This is a genomic window from Bradyrhizobium sp. AT1, assembly GCF_001590795.1.
In the GTDB taxonomy this organism is placed as follows: domain Bacteria; phylum Pseudomonadota; class Alphaproteobacteria; order Rhizobiales; family Xanthobacteraceae; genus Bradyrhizobium.
Window position 1 is genome coordinate 7,369,866 of the sequence record NZ_JXDL01000001.1, and the last position, 18,034, is coordinate 7,387,899.

General features: G+C 63.6%; 17 protein-coding genes and 1 pseudogene. 12 read left to right on the forward strand and 6 right to left on the reverse strand.

Going from position 1 to position 18,034, the window contains the following annotated elements; all coding sequences use genetic code 11:
- Window positions 1-92: 92 nt before the first annotated feature.
- Window positions 93-974, reverse strand: coding sequence for a choice-of-anchor Z repeating domain-containing protein (locus SE92_RS33950; RefSeq protein WP_063203117.1), 882 nt, complete (start codon window positions 972-974; stop codon window positions 93-95).
- A 233-nt stretch (window positions 975-1,207) separates the two neighbouring features.
- Between SE92_RS33950 and SE92_RS33955 the strand changes: the two genes are divergently transcribed.
- From SE92_RS33955 to SE92_RS33965, 4 genes are all read left to right on the forward strand, one after another.
- Window positions 1,208-2,668 carry a flavin-containing monooxygenase gene (locus SE92_RS33955; protein WP_063203119.1) on the forward strand — a complete coding sequence of 487 codons (1,461 nt, stop codon included), beginning with the start codon at window positions 1,208-1,210 and terminating at the stop codon, window positions 2,666-2,668.
- Between the two features lie 155 nt (window positions 2,669-2,823).
- Window positions 2,824-2,979 (forward strand): hypothetical protein, encoded by a 156-nt coding sequence (locus tag SE92_RS36985; protein ID WP_007612486.1) that lies wholly within the window; start codon window positions 2,824-2,826, stop codon window positions 2,977-2,979.
- Between the two features lie 137 nt (window positions 2,980-3,116).
- The gene (locus SE92_RS33960) at window positions 3,117-4,046 is read left to right on the forward strand and encodes an aspartyl/asparaginyl beta-hydroxylase domain-containing protein (protein ID WP_063203121.1); all 930 of its coding nucleotides are present in this window, start codon (window positions 3,117-3,119) and stop codon (window positions 4,044-4,046) included.
- A 135-nt stretch (window positions 4,047-4,181) separates the two neighbouring features.
- The gene (locus SE92_RS33965; protein WP_157095803.1) at window positions 4,182-4,610 is read left to right on the forward strand and encodes a hypothetical protein; all 429 of its coding nucleotides are present in this window, start codon (window positions 4,182-4,184) and stop codon (window positions 4,608-4,610) included.
- A 317-nt stretch (window positions 4,611-4,927) separates the two neighbouring features.
- On the opposite strand, the gene SE92_RS33970 is transcribed toward SE92_RS33965, so the two are convergent.
- Window positions 4,928-5,470: a Spy/CpxP family protein refolding chaperone gene (locus SE92_RS33970; RefSeq protein WP_063203125.1), complete on the reverse strand. Its 543-nt coding sequence runs from the start codon at window positions 5,468-5,470 to the stop codon at window positions 4,928-4,930.
- Between the two features lie 163 nt (window positions 5,471-5,633).
- Between SE92_RS33970 and SE92_RS33975 the strand changes: the two genes are divergently transcribed.
- Entirely contained in the window at window positions 5,634-6,092 is a 459-nt protein-coding gene (locus SE92_RS33975) for a YybH family protein (RefSeq protein WP_063203909.1), read from the forward strand.
- A 71-nt stretch (window positions 6,093-6,163) separates the two neighbouring features.
- On the opposite strand, the gene SE92_RS33980 is transcribed toward SE92_RS33975, so the two are convergent.
- The 3 genes from SE92_RS33980 to galE all read right to left on the reverse strand — a co-directional run bounded on the left by SE92_RS33980 (window position 6,164) and on the right by galE (window position 9,833).
- Window positions 6,164-6,865, reverse strand: a complete 702-nt coding sequence (locus SE92_RS33980; RefSeq protein ID WP_028137558.1) for a fumarylacetoacetate hydrolase family protein — start codon at window positions 6,863-6,865, stop codon at window positions 6,164-6,166.
- A gap of 33 nt (window positions 6,866-6,898) precedes the next feature.
- On the reverse strand, window positions 6,899-8,701 hold the full coding sequence (locus tag SE92_RS33985) for an ABC transporter ATP-binding protein (RefSeq protein WP_063203127.1): 1,803 nt from the start codon (window positions 8,699-8,701) through the stop codon (window positions 6,899-6,901).
- A 118-nt stretch (window positions 8,702-8,819) separates the two neighbouring features.
- On the reverse strand, window positions 8,820-9,833 hold the full coding sequence (gene galE, locus SE92_RS33990; protein ID WP_063203128.1) for a UDP-glucose 4-epimerase GalE: 1,014 nt from the start codon (window positions 9,831-9,833) through the stop codon (window positions 8,820-8,822).
- A gap of 126 nt (window positions 9,834-9,959) precedes the next feature.
- Here galE and SE92_RS33995 point away from each other — a divergent pair, with 126 nt between their 5' ends.
- From SE92_RS33995 to SE92_RS34005, 3 genes are all read left to right on the forward strand, one after another.
- Entirely contained in the window at window positions 9,960-10,997 is a 1,038-nt protein-coding gene (locus SE92_RS33995; protein WP_063203130.1) for a glycosyltransferase family 4 protein, read from the forward strand.
- A gap of 179 nt (window positions 10,998-11,176) precedes the next feature.
- Window positions 11,177-11,473, forward strand: coding sequence for a type II toxin-antitoxin system HigB family toxin (locus SE92_RS34000; protein WP_063203910.1), 297 nt, complete (start codon window positions 11,177-11,179; stop codon window positions 11,471-11,473).
- Window positions 11,473-11,856: a helix-turn-helix domain-containing protein gene (locus tag SE92_RS34005; protein ID WP_198172877.1), complete on the forward strand. Its 384-nt coding sequence runs from the start codon at window positions 11,473-11,475 to the stop codon at window positions 11,854-11,856. Before SE92_RS34000 ends, SE92_RS34005 begins: the two co-directional genes overlap by 1 nt.
- A gap of 45 nt (window positions 11,857-11,901) precedes the next feature.
- Here SE92_RS34005 and waaF read toward each other — a convergent pair whose 3' ends face one another.
- Window positions 11,902-12,972, reverse strand: coding sequence for a lipopolysaccharide heptosyltransferase II (gene waaF, locus SE92_RS34010; protein ID WP_063203134.1), 1,071 nt, complete (start codon window positions 12,970-12,972; stop codon window positions 11,902-11,904).
- Between the two features lie 155 nt (window positions 12,973-13,127).
- Here waaF and rfaD point away from each other — a divergent pair, with 155 nt between their 5' ends.
- The 4 genes and pseudogenes from rfaD to SE92_RS34030 all read left to right on the forward strand — a co-directional run.
- Window positions 13,128-14,108 carry an ADP-glyceromanno-heptose 6-epimerase gene (gene rfaD, locus SE92_RS34015; protein ID WP_063203136.1) on the forward strand — a complete coding sequence of 327 codons (981 nt, stop codon included), beginning with the start codon at window positions 13,128-13,130 and terminating at the stop codon, window positions 14,106-14,108.
- A gap of 12 nt (window positions 14,109-14,120) precedes the next feature.
- A pseudogene (gene rfaE1 / locus SE92_RS35435) lies at window positions 14,121-15,604 on the forward strand (D-glycero-beta-D-manno-heptose-7-phosphate kinase).
- Window positions 15,601-16,887 carry an O-antigen ligase family protein gene (locus SE92_RS34025; protein WP_063203140.1) on the forward strand — a complete coding sequence of 429 codons (1,287 nt, stop codon included), beginning with the start codon at window positions 15,601-15,603 and terminating at the stop codon, window positions 16,885-16,887. Before rfaE1 ends, SE92_RS34025 begins: the two are co-directional and overlap by 4 nt.
- Before the next feature lie 84 nt (window positions 16,888-16,971).
- The coding region (locus SE92_RS34030; protein ID WP_198172879.1) for a nucleoside-diphosphate sugar epimerase/dehydratase at window positions 16,972-18,034 on the forward strand (1,063 nt) is incomplete at its 3' end.

The window sequence follows — 18,034 nt, forward strand, 5'->3', positions numbered from 1 at the left end:
GCGTCCGCCAGAAACGCAAGAAGCCCCGGAGCAATCCGGGGCTTCTTTGTTTCTGGTGCCTGAGAGTGCGGCGGCCGCCTCGCGCGCCGAGACTACGCGGCGACGACCTTGATCGTCGTCCTGAATACGTCCTTGTTCGGATTGGCGACGGCGATGGTGAGCTCGCCAGTATTGTGTACATCTTCTTCGAGCAGGGTGATCTTTCCCTCGGTTGCGCTCAACCTCTTGAAAGCCCGGTCCTTGCCGTTGACGGTTGCCTTCGTCTCGGTCAGGAAGCCGCTTCCGGTGACAGTCAGCTCCTCCAACTTTCCTTGCGTCAGCTTGGCCGGGGCAACCTTGAGCTCGACCTCTCTCGCGTTGAGAGGGTTGTCGCGGTCTATCGGCTTCCTCATCGCAAAAACCGCGTCGAAGACGGCGCCCAGCTTGTCGGTTGCCTGCTTGGAGAACATCCCCGCCAGGGCTGCGAAAGCGGCCATCCCGTAGGGATTCAACTGCAGGGTGGAATTGGCGGGCACCGACTGTGCCGCAGACCCGTTCGAAAGAGTTGGAAGGAGAAGGCCGCCCCGAACGATGAAGTAGAAGAGCACAGCAAGCGTCATTCCGATCGGCACGCGCAAGATCATGAACCACAGCCAATTCGTGCTCAGCTGGCGATTGCCGACGTAATCTCCGAACGACGTCATGGTGTGTGTGAGGCTGCCGAGTGCCCCGGCGACCATCACGGTAAAGAGCATCTGCTTGTCGGGCTCCCAGGAATGGCGCGAAAAGAAGATGTGAAAGTCCTTGAATGCGTGACCGCTGCCTTGTGGACCGCCGGATTCGAGGATGGGCCAAGTCGCGATCAGCAAATAGAAGAACAGCACCGTTATGATCAGGTAGAGCGCTCCCATGACGTTGACGGCGTGATTGGAGGGCGGCGTGATTAATTCAGCCTTGACGTCGCCGGCGGCGGCGTCAGCGCTACGATCTGCCATGACAACCTCAATGCAAATGAATTGAAAGAGTAGCCTGAAATTGATCGCGTTATAGTAGATGTAAAAGTTGGGTGCAACTACGCGCGCCGTTGCTGCGGCTAACCGGCGCGCCGGTCCTTGCATTCCTGCCCTTGCAAGATGTCTGCCGCAGCGCACTCAACGGGGCGGCCAGCGCCTTTATGGATTGACTGGTTGTATCCTGGGCCGGACAATCCGCCGCGGCGGAGGAAACCATGCAACAAGAACATTTCGACGTCCTCATCGTCGGTGCCGGGCTATCAGGTATCGGTGCGGGCTATCATTTGCAGGCCAAGTGCCCGGGCAAGAGCTACGTCATCCTGGAGGGCCGCGACTGTATCGGCGGCACCTGGGATCTGTTCCGCTACCCCGGCATCCGCTCCGACAGCGACATGTTCACGCTCGGCTATTCCTTCAAGCCGTGGACCGATCCGAAGGCGATCGCCGACGGGCCGCAGATCCTGAACTATGTGCGCGAGACCGCGACCGAGAACGGCATCGACAAGCACATCCGCTTCCGCCACCGCGTCAAGCGCGCCTCGTGGTCGACGCCGGACGCGCGCTGGACGGTGGAATCCGAGCGCATCACGGGCGAGGGCGCGAGCGAGCTCGTGCGCTTCACCTGCAATTTCTTGTTCATGTGCTCGGGCTATTACAAATACGAGGCGGGCTACACGCCGGAGTTCAGGGGCGCCGGGGATTTCGCCGGCCGCATCGTGCACCCCCAGAAATGGACCGAGGACATCGACTATGCGGGCAAGCGCGTGGTCGTGATCGGCTCGGGCGCAACGGCGGTGACGCTGGTGCCGGAGCTCGCCAAGAAGGCGGCGCAGGTCACCATGCTGCAGCGCTCGCCGACCTATGTGGTGTCGCGTCCGGCGCAGGATCCCGTCGCCAACAAGCTGCGCCGCAATCTGCCGGCCCGGCTCGCCTATCATCTGATCCGCTGGCGTAACGTGATGTGGGGGATGTTCTTCTTCCAGCTCAGCCGGCGCCGGCCGGACAAGGTGAAGAACCTGATCCTTGGCGGCGTCCGCATGGCGCTCGGCCCCGACTACGACGTCGCGACCCATTTCACGCCGCGCTACAATCCCTGGGACCAGCGGCTGTGTCTGGTGCCCGACGGCGATCTCTTCAAGGCGATCCGCGAGCAGCGCGCCTCCGTCGTCACCAGCGAGATCGACACGTTTACGCGCGACGGTATTCGCCTGAAGGACGGAAGCGAGCTTGCGGCCGACATCATCGTGACCGCGACCGGGCTGGTGCTCCAGGTCGTCGGCGGCCTGGAGGTCAGTGTCGACGGGCGCGCCGTCGATTTCGCCAATACGCTGACCTACAAGGGCATGATGTATGCCGACGTGCCCAACATGGCCTCGGCCTTCGGCTACACCAACGCGTCCTGGACGCTGAAATGCGATCTCACCTGCGAATATGTTTGCCGTCTCATCAACTACATGGACCGGCACAATTTCCGCCAGTGCATGCCGCACAATGACGACCCCGAGATCACCGCGCAGCCCTCGCTCGATTTCACCTCGGGCTATGTGCAGCGCTCGGTGGCCAAGATGCCGAAGCAGGGCTCGAAGCAGCCGTGGCGGCTGTACCAGAACTACGCGCTCGACATCGTCACCCTGCGCTTCGGCCGGATCGACGATGGCGTGATGCGATACTCCTGATCGAGCCGTCGTTACCGGGCAAGATGGCAATGCGTCGTTTTGCGTATACGGCCGCCGGGCTGAATCGGCCAAGCTGTCGGACGGTTAACGCCGGATTTACGGATGAGTCCTAGCCTGTCTCGGCCGGGGTGACTCGCAAGGCCGAGGTAAGCCCAATGGAAGCCCAGAGAATCGCCGTCGACGCCGTCGTCGCGCTGACCGATTGCGACCGCGATGCCGTCATCGCCTTCATCCGCCGTCTTTATCTCGCCGGCGTCACGGATCCCAAGCGCCTGACCTTCAAGGGCCTTCAGGCGCTGTCGCGGGCGTAATTTGGCCGATCGGCCGCCCCCCGGTTCCCTCGTTTGCTCTCCCCAGTGTGAACGGCAACCTGCCGCTGAGTGTCTTGTCGCACCCGTTCGGCGGGAGTAGATCACGTCCCCGGCTGGGTTCACTGGGGAACGGGGAAATGTTGAAACAGCTTTTTGCGCCGCAACTTGTCATTCTTTATGTGCTGGCGGCCTCGACGATTTACGTCCACTTCCGCGGCAAGCAGCGGTTGCGCTTCGCGCGCCAGCTCGGCGATCACTCGACCTATCTCGCGCCTTACAATGTGCTGATGTATGCGGGCTCGGCGGTGCCGAACAAGCCGGTGATCCCGGTCGAGCAGTTTCCGGAGCTGAAGCCGCTCAGCGAGAACTGGGAGACCATCCGCGACGAGGCCGTGCGCCTGTTCGACGAGGGATTTATCCGCGCGGCCGCCAAGAACAACGACTGGGGCTTTTACTCGTTCTTCAAGAGCGGGTGGAAGCGCTTTTACCTGAAATGGTACGACGACTTCCTGCCGTCGGCGAACACGCTGTGCCCGAAGACGGTCGAGCTGCTCAAGTCGATCCCGAGCGTGCACGGCGCGATGTTCGCGATGCTGCCGCCGGGCGGCAAGCTCGGCGCGCACCGCGACCCCTTCGCGGGCTCTCTGCGTTACCATCTCGGCCTGGTCACGCCGAACTCGAACAAATGCCGCATCCTGGTCGACGGCGTCGAATGCGTCTGGCGCGACGGCGAGGCCTTCATGTTCGACGAGACCTTCATCCACAGCGCCGAGAATGCGACCGACGTCAACCGCATCATCCTGTTCTGCGACGTCGAGCGTCCGATGAAGTACGGCTTCATGACCGCGATCAACCGCTGGGTCAGCCATCACATCGTCAAGGCGTCGGCGACCCAGAACGTCGAGGGCGAGAATGTCGGCGTCCTCAACAAGGTGTTCGGCAAGCTCTACGAGATCCATCTCGCCAGCCGCAAGGTCAAGGAGTGGAATCGCAACGTCTACTACACGCTGAAGTACTCGCTGACAGCGCTGATCCTCGGGCTGATCGTGTGGTCGGCGGTACGCTGATCGACACACTTCGCGCTTAGATCGAAAAGCCCCGGGGTTCACCGGGGCTTTCTTAGTTTTGAATGAATTGACGCCGACGAAGAACGATCTAAGGTTGTCTTCGAGAGCATCATCGAAGTTGCCTGGGAGAGACTATTGCATATGAAGCTTTTGTGTTTGGCTCTATCGGTGGTGATAACGCTAGTTCCGGCGAACCTCGCAATCTCTCAAACCGGCAATGCTTCGTCCCAGACGAGCGGTACACCGAAAAATCCTGTTCCAGCTCAAGTGGCCAAGGACTGCGCGGACAAGATCATGGCCAAGGTTACGGAGAGCAAGATGAAGCTCAAGATCGTCGGCTCGTTTTCCGAGTGGACCTTTTCGAGCCCCCTCGCAAGGGCGGTCCACAAGGGAAAGGTCGCTGTGATTGGCGCTCCTTCTGCATCGAGTGGATTTCTGGGTTCCTGGAAGGGCTATGTCGGCTGCAAATACGATATCCAAGATAAGGTCATCGTATTTAAAGAGGTGGTTTGGCCCGCCGGATTTCCGCAGCGGTTGGAGAGGCTGCCGGGCGATCCGCAGTGAGGCCGCCTTAGTAGTGCATCAAGCTTCGCTAAGTTGCCCACGCTTCTTTGCCTTCATCCTGCACCTACGCTACGAGTTGAACGCCAGCTGTGTCGTGGACCGCCGCTAGGATGTAGCGCGTGGCCGCTTGCGAAAGCCATCGCAGGCCAATTCTGGCGCTGATGGTGAGCGGGCAAGCGCATCCCAGAGCTTAGAGCCAGATCCGCAGCTCGCTCGAAGGAAGCGGGACAAACCATCAGGGCAAGAAACGCCGTTCCCCAGCTTGACCTACTGTTGCGTAGAGAGCAAAACGGCAGCGAAGCGGGCCGTTAGCATTTCTAGTGATGATGCCCGTGTCCTCCGGAGCCAGTGGGGCGCTGATAACCTCGCAGCTCCGCATATCGCTGCATCTGGCTCTGATCGAGCAAGGCCGCGGTCGATAGATGATATTTGAGGTGGCTCTCGCGGAGCTGCCCCTGCGTTTCGGAAATGGCCGCAATACTCGTCTTGAGCGCTTCCGATGTGATCGCGCGGGAGGAGAAAAGGTCTTCCAGCGCTCTCTCTTGTTCGACGAGCTTGTGACCCAGCGGAACGGTCTCCTGTTTCATGGCATCGAACAGCCGCCGGACCTCGACGCGCTGATCGGCGGTCAAGTCGAGGCGATCACCAAGCTCGAGCACGTGGCTGGGACCCGGATATCCATTGAGCTCCGCAGCGAGAGCCAAACCCATCCCGCGCCCGGCGCGAAGATCGTCGATCTGCTGCTGCGACAGCGTCTTAATGGGGCGCCCTTCAAGCCCAGCATAGGGTTGGCTGGATTGTGCGCTGGCTGCGCTGAAGGTGAGGAGAAGGGAGGCCGCAAGCAGTAGGAGGCGGTTCATGAATCTGGCTCCGTCAAATCGAGCCGGCCGATGCCGAAGCATCGGACCCGGCTGCGAGTTATCCCTATCGCGATCGAGTGATCCCGGAGTGCAAATCTTGCTGGATGGTCCGGCTCATGGCAACAAAGATCGCCGTGATGAATTGCCCAATGTGGAGCAGGTGATGGCCTCCTTGCCAGCCGCGAATGCCGAGATCGCCAAGTTCTTCCTGGCCTGGCTGGATACTTTTTCGGGCTATGTCCGCGAGGTCGACTATGCCTCGGCAAGGCCGCTCTTCCATCCTGACGTGCTGGCCTTCGGCACCCATAACGATGTCATCCCCGGCCTCGATCAATGGGTCACGACGCAATGGGACAATGTCTGGCCGAAGACGGCCGACTTCCGTTTCGTGCTCGATCAGGCCTCGATCCTGGCATCGCCCGACGGCACGATGGCCACGGTGATCGCGCCGTGGACCAGCACGGGCTATCATCCCGACGGCAGGACGTTTCCGCGTCCGGGACGCGCGACCATGGTGTTTGCGAGGAACGGCGACGGCTGGCTGTGCGTGCATTCGCACATGTCGCTGAACCGCGGGGTGCCGCAGGCCAGCCACGCCAACCGGCCGGTGAAGGCCTGGTGAAAAGCAATTGGTGAAAAACAAAAAGGCCCCGGACGTGTCCGGGGCCCTCTGATTTCAGGTCGCCGTAAGCCTTACTCTGGCTGACCGATGCTCACCTTCAGCGTGCCGACGCCGTCGACGCCGCATTCGAGCTTGTCACCGGGCTGGAGCTGGGACACGCCGGCCGGGGTGCCGGTCATGATGATGTCGCCGGCCGCGAGCTTCACCTGCTGCGACAGCTGCCAGATGATCTCGGGCACGTTCCAGATCAGCTCGGTGAGATCGCCCTTCTGAGCTTCCTTGCCGTTGACCGTGAGCCAGATCTTGCCCTTGGCGGGATGGCCGATCTTCGAGGCCGGCTGAATCGCGGAGCAGGGGGCGGAGCCGTCGAACGACTTGCCGATCTCCCACGGACGCTCCTTCTTGCGCGAGGCGATCTGGAGGTCGCGGCGGGTGAGGTCGATGCCGACGGCGTAGCCATAGACGTGGTCGAGCGCCTTGTCGGCGGGGATGTTGAGGCCGCCGCTCTTCATCGCGACGATCAGCTCGACCTCGTGATGCAGATCCTTGGTCAGCGGCGGATAGGGAATGGTGGCACCGTCGGGCACCAGCATGTCGGCATGCTTGGCGAAGAAGAACGGCGGGGCGCGCTCGTCATTGCCCATCTCGCGGATGTGCTCGAGATAATTGCGGCCGACGCACCAGATGCGGCGGACCGGATAGCGGCCGCTCTCGCCCACGACGGGAAGCGAAGCCTGGGGCGGAAGCGGGATGACGTAGGAGGCGGCGTTCATGCGGGTCTCGCTGCTCTTGAGGTGGAACGAACTCTATGCGGTTGCGCTGATCGGCGCCAGAGCGCCGGAATCGTGATGCTGCAGGCGGAAGAACGAGGCGTAGCGGCCGCCGCGGCGGAGCAGCTCGTCATGCCGGCCCTGCTCGACGATCTCGCCGCCCTCGACCACCAGGATGGCATCGGCATGCATGATGGTGTGCAGGCGATGCGCGATCACGATGGTGGTGCGGTCCCGGCAGAGATGCTCGATCGCCTCCTGCACCTGCCGCTCGGACTCCGAATCCAGCGCGGCGGTGGCTTCGTCCAGCAGGATGATCGGCGCGTTCTTGATCAGTGCGCGCGCCACCGCGATGCGCTGGCGCTGGCCGCCGGACAGCTGCGTGCCGTGCTCGCCGACCGGCGTGTCGTAGCCGAGCGGGAAGCTCATGATGAAGTCGTGCGCGCAGGCCGCCTTCGCCGCCTCGATGATCTCGTCCTCGCTTGCGCCCGGCTTGCCGAAGGCGATGTTGTTGCGGATGGTGTCGCGGAACAGATAGACGTCCTGGCCGACATAAGCGGTCTGCGACCGCAGCGATTTGCGCGAGACCGCGCCGATCGACTGGCCGTCGATCACGATGTCCCCTTGCGTCACCTCATGGAAGCGCAGCAGCAGCGCGAGCACGGTCGATTTGCCGCCGCCGGAGGGCCCGACCAGCGCGGTGACCTTGCCGGGCTCGGCAACGAAGCTCATGCGGTTGAGCACGGTCTCGCCGCTGCGGTAGGAGAAGCTGACGTCACGCAGCTCGATCCGCGCATCGGTGAGCTTCAGCGCCGGCTTGTCGTCGTCGGAGCGCTCGCTGGCCGGGCTGTCGACGACCTCCAGCAGCATGCGGGCGCCGACGAGCTGGCTGTTCAAATCGATGTTGAGCCGCGCCAGCCGCTTGGCCGGCTCGGTCGCCATCAGGAACGCGGTCATGAAGGAGAAGAACGCGCCGGGCGTGGCGTTGAGCGCGACCACGCTGTAGCCGCCGTACATCAGGCAGCCCGCGACCGCGAAGCCGCCGAGCATCTCCATCAGCGGGTTGGAGCGGTTGGCGACGCGCGCCATCTTGTTGGCATTGCGCTCGACGATCGCGATGTTCTCGTCGATGCGCTTCTGCATGGTGTCTTCGAGCGTGAAAGCCTTCACCGTGCGAATGCCCTGCAGCGATTCCTGCATGGTCTCCATGATGTCGGCGGTGCCGGTGAACTGGTTGAAGGCGAGGCCCTTGATGCGCTTGACCAGCTTGCGCAGCACCAGCATCGCAGGCGGCACCACGACGAGGCCGATGAACGACATCACGGGGTCCTGCCACACCATCACCCCGATCATGGCGAGCAGCATCAACAGGTCGCGCCCGATGGCGTTGACCAGCATGTTGAGCACGTCGGTGATCGATTTGGCGCCGGCCGTCAGCCGTGCCAGGAATTCGGAGGAATGCCGCTCGGAGAAGAAGCCGACGCTCTCGCGCATCAGCTTTGCGAACAGCTGGCGCTGGTTGGTGGCGAGGATGGCGTTCGAGATCTTGGTGAGGATCACCATGTGGCCGTAAGTCGCCACGCCCTTGATGAAGAGCAGCAGCACCGTGATCCCCGAGAACATCGCGATGCCCGGGATGTTTTTATCGACATAGGCCTGGTTGATGACCTGGCCCAGCACATAGGTTGCGATGGCGGTCGCGCCCGCGGCGACCGCCATCAGCGCGAAGGCGACGAGGTAGCGCCGCCAGTAGACGATGCCCTGTTCGGTGACGAGGCGACGAATCAGGGTCGCTGCCGCATAGGGATCGTCGGTGATTTTCTTTGGAAACTGCGCCATCCGGTGTCCATTGACGGCGCAGGACAAAGCCTGCCCGCGCGTCAGGGATCGATGGGCCTCTGTGCCCGCTCAAGCCGGGCTTTTCAAGCCCAATTAAGGGCTTGCGTCGGACGGGAATCTAGGCCGAGGCGGCGTGGCGGAGCTCGCCATGGCGCTCGTGGAACAGCTTGTCCTCCCACGCCAGCGCATGGGCGGCGATGGTCTCGAGGTCCTCGTATTGCGGCCTCCAGTCGAGCAGGCTGCGGATGCGGCTGGTGTCGGCGACCATGGTCATGATGTCGCCCGGCCGGCGCGGGGCGTATTGTACGGCGAAGCTGCGCCCCGAGACCCGCCTCACGGCGTCGATCGTCTCCAGCACCGAATAGCCGCGGCCGTAGCCGCAATTGAGCGTCGTCGAGGCGCCGCCATTGCGCAAATAGGCGAGAGCCGAGCGATGCGCCTGCGACAGGTCGGTGACGTGGATGAAGTCGCGGATGCAGCTGCCGTCGGGGGTCGGATAATCGGTGCCGAACACGTCGATCTTGGCGCGCTGGCCGGTTGCGGCTTCCACCGCGATCTTGAGCAGATGCGTGGCGCCGGCGGTGGCAAGACCGATGCGGGCCTGCGGGTCGGCGCCGGCGACGTTGAAATAGCGCAAGGTCACGTACTGCATGCCGTAGGCGGCGGCGACGTCGTGCAGCATGATCTCGGTCATCAGCTTCGACGAGCCGTAAGGCGACAGCGGCCGCGTCGGCGCGTGTTCGGGGACCGGCACCTGATCCGGATTGCCGTAGACGGCGGCGGTCGAGGAGAAGATGAAGCGATTGATGCCGCGCTTCACTGCGACGTTGAGCAGGTTGCGCGCGGTCATGAAGTTGTTGCGGTAATAGCCGAGCGGATCACGCATCGAGTCCGGCACGACCACCGAGCCCGCGAAATGGATGATGCTCTCGATGTCGTGCTGGGCGATCACGCCTTCGAGCAGGTTCTCGTCGCCGGCATCGCCAATGAACAGCGGCACGCCCTCAGGCAGATAAGCGGAGAAACCGGTCGAGAGATCGTCGATCACGACGACATCCTCGCCGGCTTCCGCCAGCGCGAGGACCGTGTGACTTCCGATATAGCCGGCGCCGCCGGTGACTAGCACAGTCATGATCTCACCCGTCTTCGATCAACGCGCAAAGCTAGCGCTTGCGTGGTGAAGAGGGGGTATCGGCAGCCCTGAACTGGTCACTATGCTTAATGTTGCGTATAGGGGGCCTGTGAAACGGAGCGTGACGTGGCGAATTCCCCCGGCGATCTCGAAGTGATCGTGCCAAATCTGCACAGGCGCTATTCCGGGGTCACTGCGACCAACCGGATGGTGGCGCCGCGTCTGGCGAAGCTGTACCGCGCCGCCTGGTTCGGATCCGATGCGCCCGCGGGCATCGCGCGCCTGACCGTGACCGATTTCCTAAAGCTATGGCGCCGCAAGGCGCCCTTGATCTGGCACGCGCGGCGCAACAACGAGATGATCGCAGGCGTGGTGCTGCGCGCGCTCGGCTGGCCGCTGAAACTCGTGTTCACCTCGGCGGCACAGCGGCACCACAGCTGGATCACGCGCTGGCTGATCCGGCGCATGGACGCGATCATTGCGACGTCGGATCTCTCGGCTGCCTTCCTGAAGGTGAAAGCGACGGTGATCCCGCACGGCGTCGACACCGACGTTTACGCGCCGCCGGCAGATCGCGCCGCCGCCTTCGCGGAAGCCGCGCTGCCGGGCCGCTACGCCATCGGCTGCTTCGGCCGCGTGCGGACGCAGAAGGGCACCGATCTGTTCGTCGATGCGATGTGCCGCCTGTTGCCGCACCATCCGGATTTCACCGCCGTGATCGTCGGTCAGGTCACGGCCGAGCAGACGCCCTTTGCGAATGATCTGAAGAAGCGGATCGAGGCCGCCGGCCTGCAATCGCGCATCGTCATCACCGGCGAGTTGCCGATCGAAGACGTGCAGCGCTGGTATCAGCGGCTGACGATCTACGCCTTCACCTCGCGCAACGAAGGTTTTGGCCTGACGCTGATCGAAGCAATGGCGGCGGGCAGCGCGCTGGTCGCCGCGCGCGCCGGCGCGGCCGAGCTCGTGGTCGAGGATGGGTTAAGCGGCGTGCTGATCCCGACCGGCGATGCCGATGCGCTAGCTGCGGCACTGGAGCCGCTGATGCGCGACGTCGCTGCGGCCACAGTGATGGGCGAACGGGGGCGGGCGCGGGTGCTCGCGAAGTTCAGCCTCGATGCGGAAGCGGCGCGGATCGGGGAGGTCTATCGCCCGCTGCTTTGACGAGCTGCTGTCGTCCACAAACAAAAGTTGCGAAAACAACCCCATGCACAGTAGGCGGCCGTAAGGAAATCAATGGGTTGGCGACAGCACTGAGCTGCGGATTTATGCCGTTGGTGCCAGAGTTTTGTTCCCGTTTTGGGAATTTTGCATTGATCCCGAATTGGGAACATGCTATGGCTATGAACGTAATAGCTCGAAGGGCGCTCAAGGTCTTTTGGGAGCGATACCCCCAAGCGGAAACTCCCTTGGGCACCTGGTACGAAATCGTGTCCAAGGGTGACTGGAGCGGCCCCGCAGACCTGAAGAGAGCGTTTGGAAGCAACATCGACTTTGTTGGCGACAACAGAGCCGTCTTCGACATTGGCGGCAACAAGTATCGCCTTGTGGTTCACTTCTCCTACAAGTTCAAAACAGCTCTCATCAAGTTTGTCGGCACGCACGCAGAGTACGACGGAATAGACGCGGAGACCGTGTGATGATGGACGTAAGGCCGCTTCGCAACGAAAAGGATTACGATTGGGCTATCGGTGAAGTATCCCGCTATTTCGAGGCCGAGCCCGCTCCCGGCACGCCTGACGGTGATCGCTTCGAAGTTTTGTCCTCACTCATCAAGGCGTACGAGGATAATCACTTCGCGACCACTCAGGGCGATCCCATCGACGTTCTCCATTTCGCAATTGAGTCCATGGGGCGCTCGCAGACAGAATTGGCGGCTCTGATCGGACGCAATCGGGCGTCCGAAGTCTTGAATCGCGTCCGTCCACTGACGCTGGATATGATCCGGACCATCAGCAAGGAATGGAGCATTCCCATTGGCGCTTTGACAGCTCCATATGAGCTGGCACGTGCACATGCCTGATCGTGCTGGCGCAGCGGCGATGCGGATCGCGTTCGCCAGCGACGCTCAGTTCTCCGCCTTCGCCCCCGCCCCAGCCAGCACCCGCTGCGCAATCGCCACCACCTCGCTCGCTGCGATATTCCGCATGCATCTGTGGTCGTTCATCTTGCAGATCGTGCTCTGACAGGGCTGGCAGGACAGCGCTTCCTTGTCCTGCACCACGGTCGCGGCGAGGCCGTTGAGGGGGGCCCAGAGATAGGGGCTGGTCGGGCCGAAGATGCCCATGGTGGGCGTGCCGAGCGCGGCCGCAATGTGCATCAGGCCTGAGTCGTTGGAGATGGCGACACCGGCGGCGGCCATGGCCAGCACGCCGTTGCGCAAGTCGTTGCCGGTGAGGTCGCGCACATCAGGGCCGCCGGCCGCGACGATCTCCTGGGCGAGGCCCTTTTCCCCGGGGCCGCCGACCACCCAGACCTCCAGCCCGCGCTCGACCAGGAGCCGGGCGGCTTCCGGATAGGACGTCCAGCGCTTTGAGACGCCCACCGAGCCCGGGGCGAGCGCCACCGCGGCTGCGGCGCCGAGACCGTTGGCCTGCCGCCAGCGGACGATGTCCTCGGCGGGAACGCGGAGCTGCGGCACCGGCCATTCCGGGGGCAGGGGGGCACCCTCGGGCTGGGCTAGGGCGGCGTTCTTGTCGATGAAACGGGGCAGCTTCTTCTCGCCCCAGCGCCAGCGGTTGAGGAGACCAAACCGGAACTCGCCGACAAAGCCGACCCGCTCAGGGATACCGGCCAGGGCGGGCGCGATGGCCGCCTTCCAGGTGCGCGGCAGCACCAGGGCGGTGCCATAGTTCCGCTCGCGCAGCAGCTTCCCCAGGGCGAGCTGACGGCGCACGGCGAGGCGGCCGCGCGGCAGGTCCCAGACAATGCCCTGCCGCACGCCGGGCATGTAATCGACCAAGGGGGCGCACAGCGACGTGGTGAGGAGATCGACCGGCCGGTTCGGCCAGCGCTGCTTCAGGACCCGTACGACGGTGTGATTCCGGACGAAATCGCCGATCCACATATAGGGAATGATCAGAATCGGGCGGGTGTCGCTCCGGTCCGCATCTCCACTAAGTTGTGAATTTTGATTCATTCGTTAAATGGGGCCGCAATGATTTCGGCGGTTCGGTAGCCGCTCCGAGCCTGCAGGTAAAGCGGGCAAACCGCTCAATCCCAAAACCGCTTACACTTTGCCGGCTCATGCGCTAGGGCAGGACCGGGCCGCAAAAATCGGGCAGGGATTTCGGAATGTTGCTGGTGACCGGCGGGGCCGGTTTTATCGGGTCGAATGTCGTGGCCGCGCTCAATGATTCGGGCCGCAGCGACGTCGTGGTTTGCGATTTTCTCGGCAACGAGGGCAAGTGGCGGAATCTCGCCAAGCGCCAGCTTGTGGATATCGTCCCGCCGGCCGAGCTGGCCGACTGGCTGAAGGGCCGCAAGCTGGAGGCCGTGATCCATCTCGGGGCGATTTCCGCGACCACCGCGACCGACGGCGACCTCGTGTTCGAGACCAATTTCCGCCTGTCGATGCGTCTCCTCGACTGGTGCACGGCGGGCGCGGTGCCGTTCATTTACGCCTCCTCGGCCGCGACCTATGGCGACGGCGAGACGGGTTTCGACGACGATGCTTCGCTGCCGGCCCTGAAAAAGCTCCGACCGATGAATCTCTACGGCTGGAGCAAGCACATGTTCGATCTCGCGATCGCCGAGCGCCTCGCGCGCGGCGAGAAGCTGCCGCCGCAATGGGTAGGCCTGAAATTCTTCAACGTGTTCGGCCCCAACGAATACCACAAGGGCACGATGATGAGCGTGCTGGCGCGCCGCTTCGACGACGTCAAGGCCGGCCGTGTCGTGCAATTGTTCAAGTCGCATCGCGAGGGCATCGCCGACGGGGATCAGCGCCGCGATTTCATCTATGTCGACGACGTCGTGCGCGTCGTGCTGTGGCTGCTCGCGACGCCGTCGGTGTCCGGCCTCTTCAACGTCGGAACCGGCAAGGCGCGCAGCTTCCGGGATCTGATGCTGGCCGCCTATGCGGCGCTCGGCGCCAAGCCCAACATCGAATACATCGACATGCCGGAGCAGATCCGCGGGGCCTATCAATATTTTACTCAGAGCGAGGTCGATCGGCTGCACCGCGCCGGCTATAACGGCGGCTTCACGACGCTCGAGGACGCGGTGAAGGCCTATGTCGGGGATTACCTCGACAGGCCCGACCGCTTCCGCTGAGGCCATTTGACCATGCCGACGCCCATTCTCGATTTCGACGCCCTCGCGAAGGCCATCTCAGGCCGCACCGTGCTGTGCATCGGCGACATCATGCTGGACGAGTTCGTCTATGGCGAGGTGTCGCGGATCTCGCCGGAAGCGCCGACGCCCGTCATCGCGGCCCAGCGCAGCGAGATCCACATCGGCGGCGCCGGCAATGTCGCGCGCAACGTCGCGTCCCTCGGCGCACGCTGCATCTTCGTGGGCCTCGTCGGCGAGGACGATGCCGGCGTGCGGCTCAAGGCGGCGTTGGGTGAGCTCACTGCGATCGAAAGCGTGCTGGTGCGCGATTCCTCGCGGCCGACCACGCGAAAAGTTCGCTTTGTCTCCGAGCATTTTTCCACGCACATGCTGCGTGCGGATTGGGAGCAGGCGCTGCCTGCCTCCGATGAGATCGAGACGAAGCTGATCGAGGCGATCCTGCCGCAAATCGCGCGCGCCGACCTCGTGCTGCTGTCCGACTACGCCAAAGGCGTGCTGACGGCACGCGTGATCCGCCACACCATCGACGCGGCGCGAAAGCTCGGCAAGCCCGTGATCGTCGATCCCAAGAGCCTCAACTGGGCGATCTATCGCGGCGCCACGCTGCTCACGCCCAACCGCAAGGAATTTTCCGAGGCGACGCGCAGCCGCGCCGACACGCTGCAGAGCATCGTCGATGCCAGCGAGGACGTGATGCGGCTCGCCGATTGCGAGGCGATCCTGGTCACCCAGGGCGAGCACGGCATGACGCTGGTGCCGCGGGGCGGCGAGGCCGTTCATGTTCCGGCTTTTCCGGTGAAAGTGCGCGACGTCTCCGGCGCCGGTGACACCGTCGCCGCCGCGCTCGCAGTGTCGCTGGCGACCGGCACGGACTGGGATACGGCGCTGCGCATGGCCAGCGCGGCGGCCGCCGTCGCCGTCGGCAAGCAAGGCACCGCCAGCGTGAGTGCGGCCGAGCTGCGCCGCAAGATCCTGCCGCATGCGACGCTCGCGGCCGAGGAGAAGATCGTGCTCGAGCCTGAGATGCTCGAGGCACGGCTCGCCGAATGGAACCGGCAGGGCCAGCGCGTCGGCTTCACCAACGGCTGTTTCGATATTCTGCATCCCGGCCACGTCAAGGTACTGACCGCGGCGCGCGCGGCCTGCGATCGCTTGATCGTCGGCCTCAACAGCGACGCCTCGGTGCGGCGGCTGAAGGGCGCCGATCGCCCCGTCCAGGACGAACGTGCGCGCGCGGAGGTGCTCGCTGCGCTCGAGGCGGTCGATCTCGTCGTCATCTTCGAGGAGGACACGCCGATCGACCTGATCAGGCGGATCAAGCCCGGCGTGCTGGTGAAGGGCGGCGACTACACTCGCGAGCAGGTGGTCGGCCACGAGGTCGTCGAGGAAGCGGGCGGGTGGTCGTGCTGGTCGACATCCTCCAGGGCTTCAGCACGACGGCGCTGGTGCATCGCGCCCGGGGAGGCGACAAGTGACCGCGCTCGCACGCGAAACGACCGGCCAGATGTTGCTTCGCCGTCTGCGCAGCCCCGCGGCCTGGAGCGAGACCGTCGACATATTCGCGGTCCTGACCGCGGCCTCGCTGCCCTGGTCGACCTCGCTAACGGGGATCTTCAACGCGCTGATGCTGCTTTGCATGGTGCCGTTCCTCGATGTCCGTGCATTCCTGCAATCGCTGAAGCGTCCGATTTGCATGGCGCCGATCGCGCTGGTCCTGCTTGCGCTGCTGGGGACACTCTGGTCGGACGCGACCTGGGGCGCGCGCTTCTATGCAGTCAATCCGACCGCGAAGCTGCTCGTGCTGCCGGTCCTGCTCTATCATTTCGAGCGATCGCAGCGCGGCCATTGGATATTCATCGCCTTCCTGGTGTCCTGCGCCCTGCTGTCGGTGATGTCCTGGCTGGTCGCCTTCTATCCGAATCTTGCGCTCAAGGTCGATCCGCCCGAACGCGGCATCTTCGTCAAGAACTACATCGACCAGAGCCAGGAATTCGCGCTTTGCGCCGTCGCGCTCGCCTATCCGATCGTGACGCTGCTGCGCGAGAAGCGATACTGGTTCGCCGGACTGCTGACGGCGCTGGCGCTGAGCTTCTTCGTCAACATGGTCTTCGTGGTGGTGTCGCGCACCGCGCTCGTCACCATTCCGATCATGTTCGGCGTGTTCGCGCTGCTTCATCTCAAATGGCGCAGCATCGCGCTGATCTTTGCCGCTTTGCTCGCCGGCGCCGTTCTCGCCTGGCAGACCTCGCCGCAATTGCGCTCTACCGCCGAGAGATTTGGCAGCGACTACACGCGTTATGCGGAACGGGGCGAGCCGAGCTCGCTCGGCCTGCGGCTCGAATTCTGGCGGAAGTCGCTCGGCTTCTTCGCGCAGGCGCCGATCATGGGCCACGGCACCGGCTCGACGCGCGGATTGTTCGAGCGCGTCGCGACGCCCAGCGGTCAATACCAGGCATCCGCCGAAGTGATAGGCAACCCGCATAACCAGACCCTCAACGTTGCCGTGCAATGGGGCGCGATCGGCATCGGCGTTCTCTACGCGATCTGGATCCTGCATCTGCTGTTGTTTCGCGGCGACGGGCTGGTCAAGTGGATCGGGCTTCTGGTGGTGGTGCAGAACGTCTTCACTTCGCTGTTCAACTCCCATCTGTTCGACTTCCACGAGGGCTGGATGTACGTCATCGGCGTCGGCGTTGCCGGCGGCATGGTGCTCCGGGCACAACAGGGCGAGGCGAAGATGGGGGAAGCCGGTTCCTGAGCGGCCGCGCGGCTGGCAAGTCTGGTCCAGATGGGCTATCAGCGCGGTCAGGTTGCATCTAACTGGGTTTTCATCGGTCGGCGGATGACGCGTCTTTCGCATCTTACCTTGCGCAATTTCCTGATCGCGCTCCACGACCTGCTGGCGACCGCGGCGGCGCTTTTTGCCGCCTTCTATCTGCGATTCGAGGGTGGCGACGGCTTCTTCGACCGCTTGCCGCTGCTGTTCCAGATCCTGCCCTACTTCCTCGCCTTCAGCGTGGTCGTGTTCTTCATCTTCAACCTGACCACGACGAAATGGCGCTTTATCTCGCTGCCTGACGCGCTGAACATCATCCGCGTCGCGACCGTGCTGACGGTTGCCCTGCTCGTGCTCGACTACATCTTCGTCGCCCCCAACGTCCGCGGCGCCTTCTTCCTCGGGAAGGTGACGATCGTCCTTTATTGGTTCCTCGAGATCTCCTTTCTCAGCGCGCTGCGCATGGCCTATCGCTACTTCCGCTATACGCGGGTGCGACGTCACGCCAGAGGCGAGGATGCAGCGCCGACGCTGCTGATCGGGCGGGCCGCGGATGCCGAGGTGCTGCTTCGCGGCATCGAGAGCGGAGCGATCAAGCGCATCTGGCCGGTCGGGGTGTTGTCGCCATCGAGCGCGGATCGCGGCCAGTTCATCCGGAACGTGCCCGTGTTGGGCGTCATCGACGACGTCGAGGACGTCATCGCCGACTTCGCCAAGCGCAACAAGCCGATCGCACGCCTCGTCATGACGCCGTCGGCATTCGAGCCGGAAGCGCACCCGGAATCGATCCTGATGCGGGCGCGCAAGCTGGGTGTGATCGTCAACCGGATGCCCTCGCTCGAGAGCGGCGACACGCCGCGGCTCACCGCCGTCGCGGTCGAGGATTTGCTGCTGCGGCCGAGCGAGACGATCGATTATGCCCGCCTGGAAGCTCTGATCAAAGGCAAGGCGGTGATCGTCACCGGCGGCGGCGGCTCGATCGGTTCCGAGATCTGCGAGCGCGTCGTTGCCTTCGGCGCCGCGCGGCTCCTGATCGTGGAAAACTCGGAGCCGGCGCTCTACGCCATCACGGAAGCGCTCGCCGCGCGAGGCGCGACCGCCGAGATCGAAGGGCGGATCGCCGACATTC

Coding starts and splice junctions, on each gene's coding strand:
- SE92_RS33950 (WP_063203117.1), bottom strand. CDS start 974: ATGGCAGATCGTAGCGCTGACGCCGCCGCCGGCGACGTCAAGGCTGAA.
- SE92_RS33955 (WP_063203119.1), top strand. CDS start 1,208: ATGCAACAAGAACATTTCGACGTCCTCATCGTCGGTGCCGGGCTATCA.
- SE92_RS36985 (WP_007612486.1), top strand. CDS start 2,824: ATGGAAGCCCAGAGAATCGCCGTCGACGCCGTCGTCGCGCTGACCGAT.
- SE92_RS33960 (WP_063203121.1), top strand. CDS start 3,117: ATGTTGAAACAGCTTTTTGCGCCGCAACTTGTCATTCTTTATGTGCTG.
- SE92_RS33970 (WP_063203125.1), bottom strand. CDS start 5,470: ATGAACCGCCTCCTACTGCTTGCGGCCTCCCTTCTCCTCACCTTCAGC.
- SE92_RS33975 (WP_063203909.1), top strand. CDS start 5,634: ATGGCCTCCTTGCCAGCCGCGAATGCCGAGATCGCCAAGTTCTTCCTG.
- SE92_RS33980 (WP_028137558.1), bottom strand. CDS start 6,865: ATGAACGCCGCCTCCTACGTCATCCCGCTTCCGCCCCAGGCTTCGCTT.
- SE92_RS33985 (WP_063203127.1), bottom strand. CDS start 8,701: ATGGCGCAGTTTCCAAAGAAAATCACCGACGATCCCTATGCGGCAGCG.
- galE (WP_063203128.1), bottom strand. CDS start 9,833: ATGACTGTGCTAGTCACCGGCGGCGCCGGCTATATCGGAAGTCACACG.
- SE92_RS34000 (WP_063203910.1), top strand. CDS start 11,177: ATGAACGTAATAGCTCGAAGGGCGCTCAAGGTCTTTTGGGAGCGATAC.
- SE92_RS34005 (WP_198172877.1), top strand. CDS start 11,473: ATGATGGACGTAAGGCCGCTTCGCAACGAAAAGGATTACGATTGGGCT.
- waaF (WP_063203134.1), bottom strand. CDS start 12,972: ATGAATCAAAATTCACAACTTAGTGGAGATGCGGACCGGAGCGACACC.
- rfaD (WP_063203136.1), top strand. CDS start 13,128: ATGTTGCTGGTGACCGGCGGGGCCGGTTTTATCGGGTCGAATGTCGTG.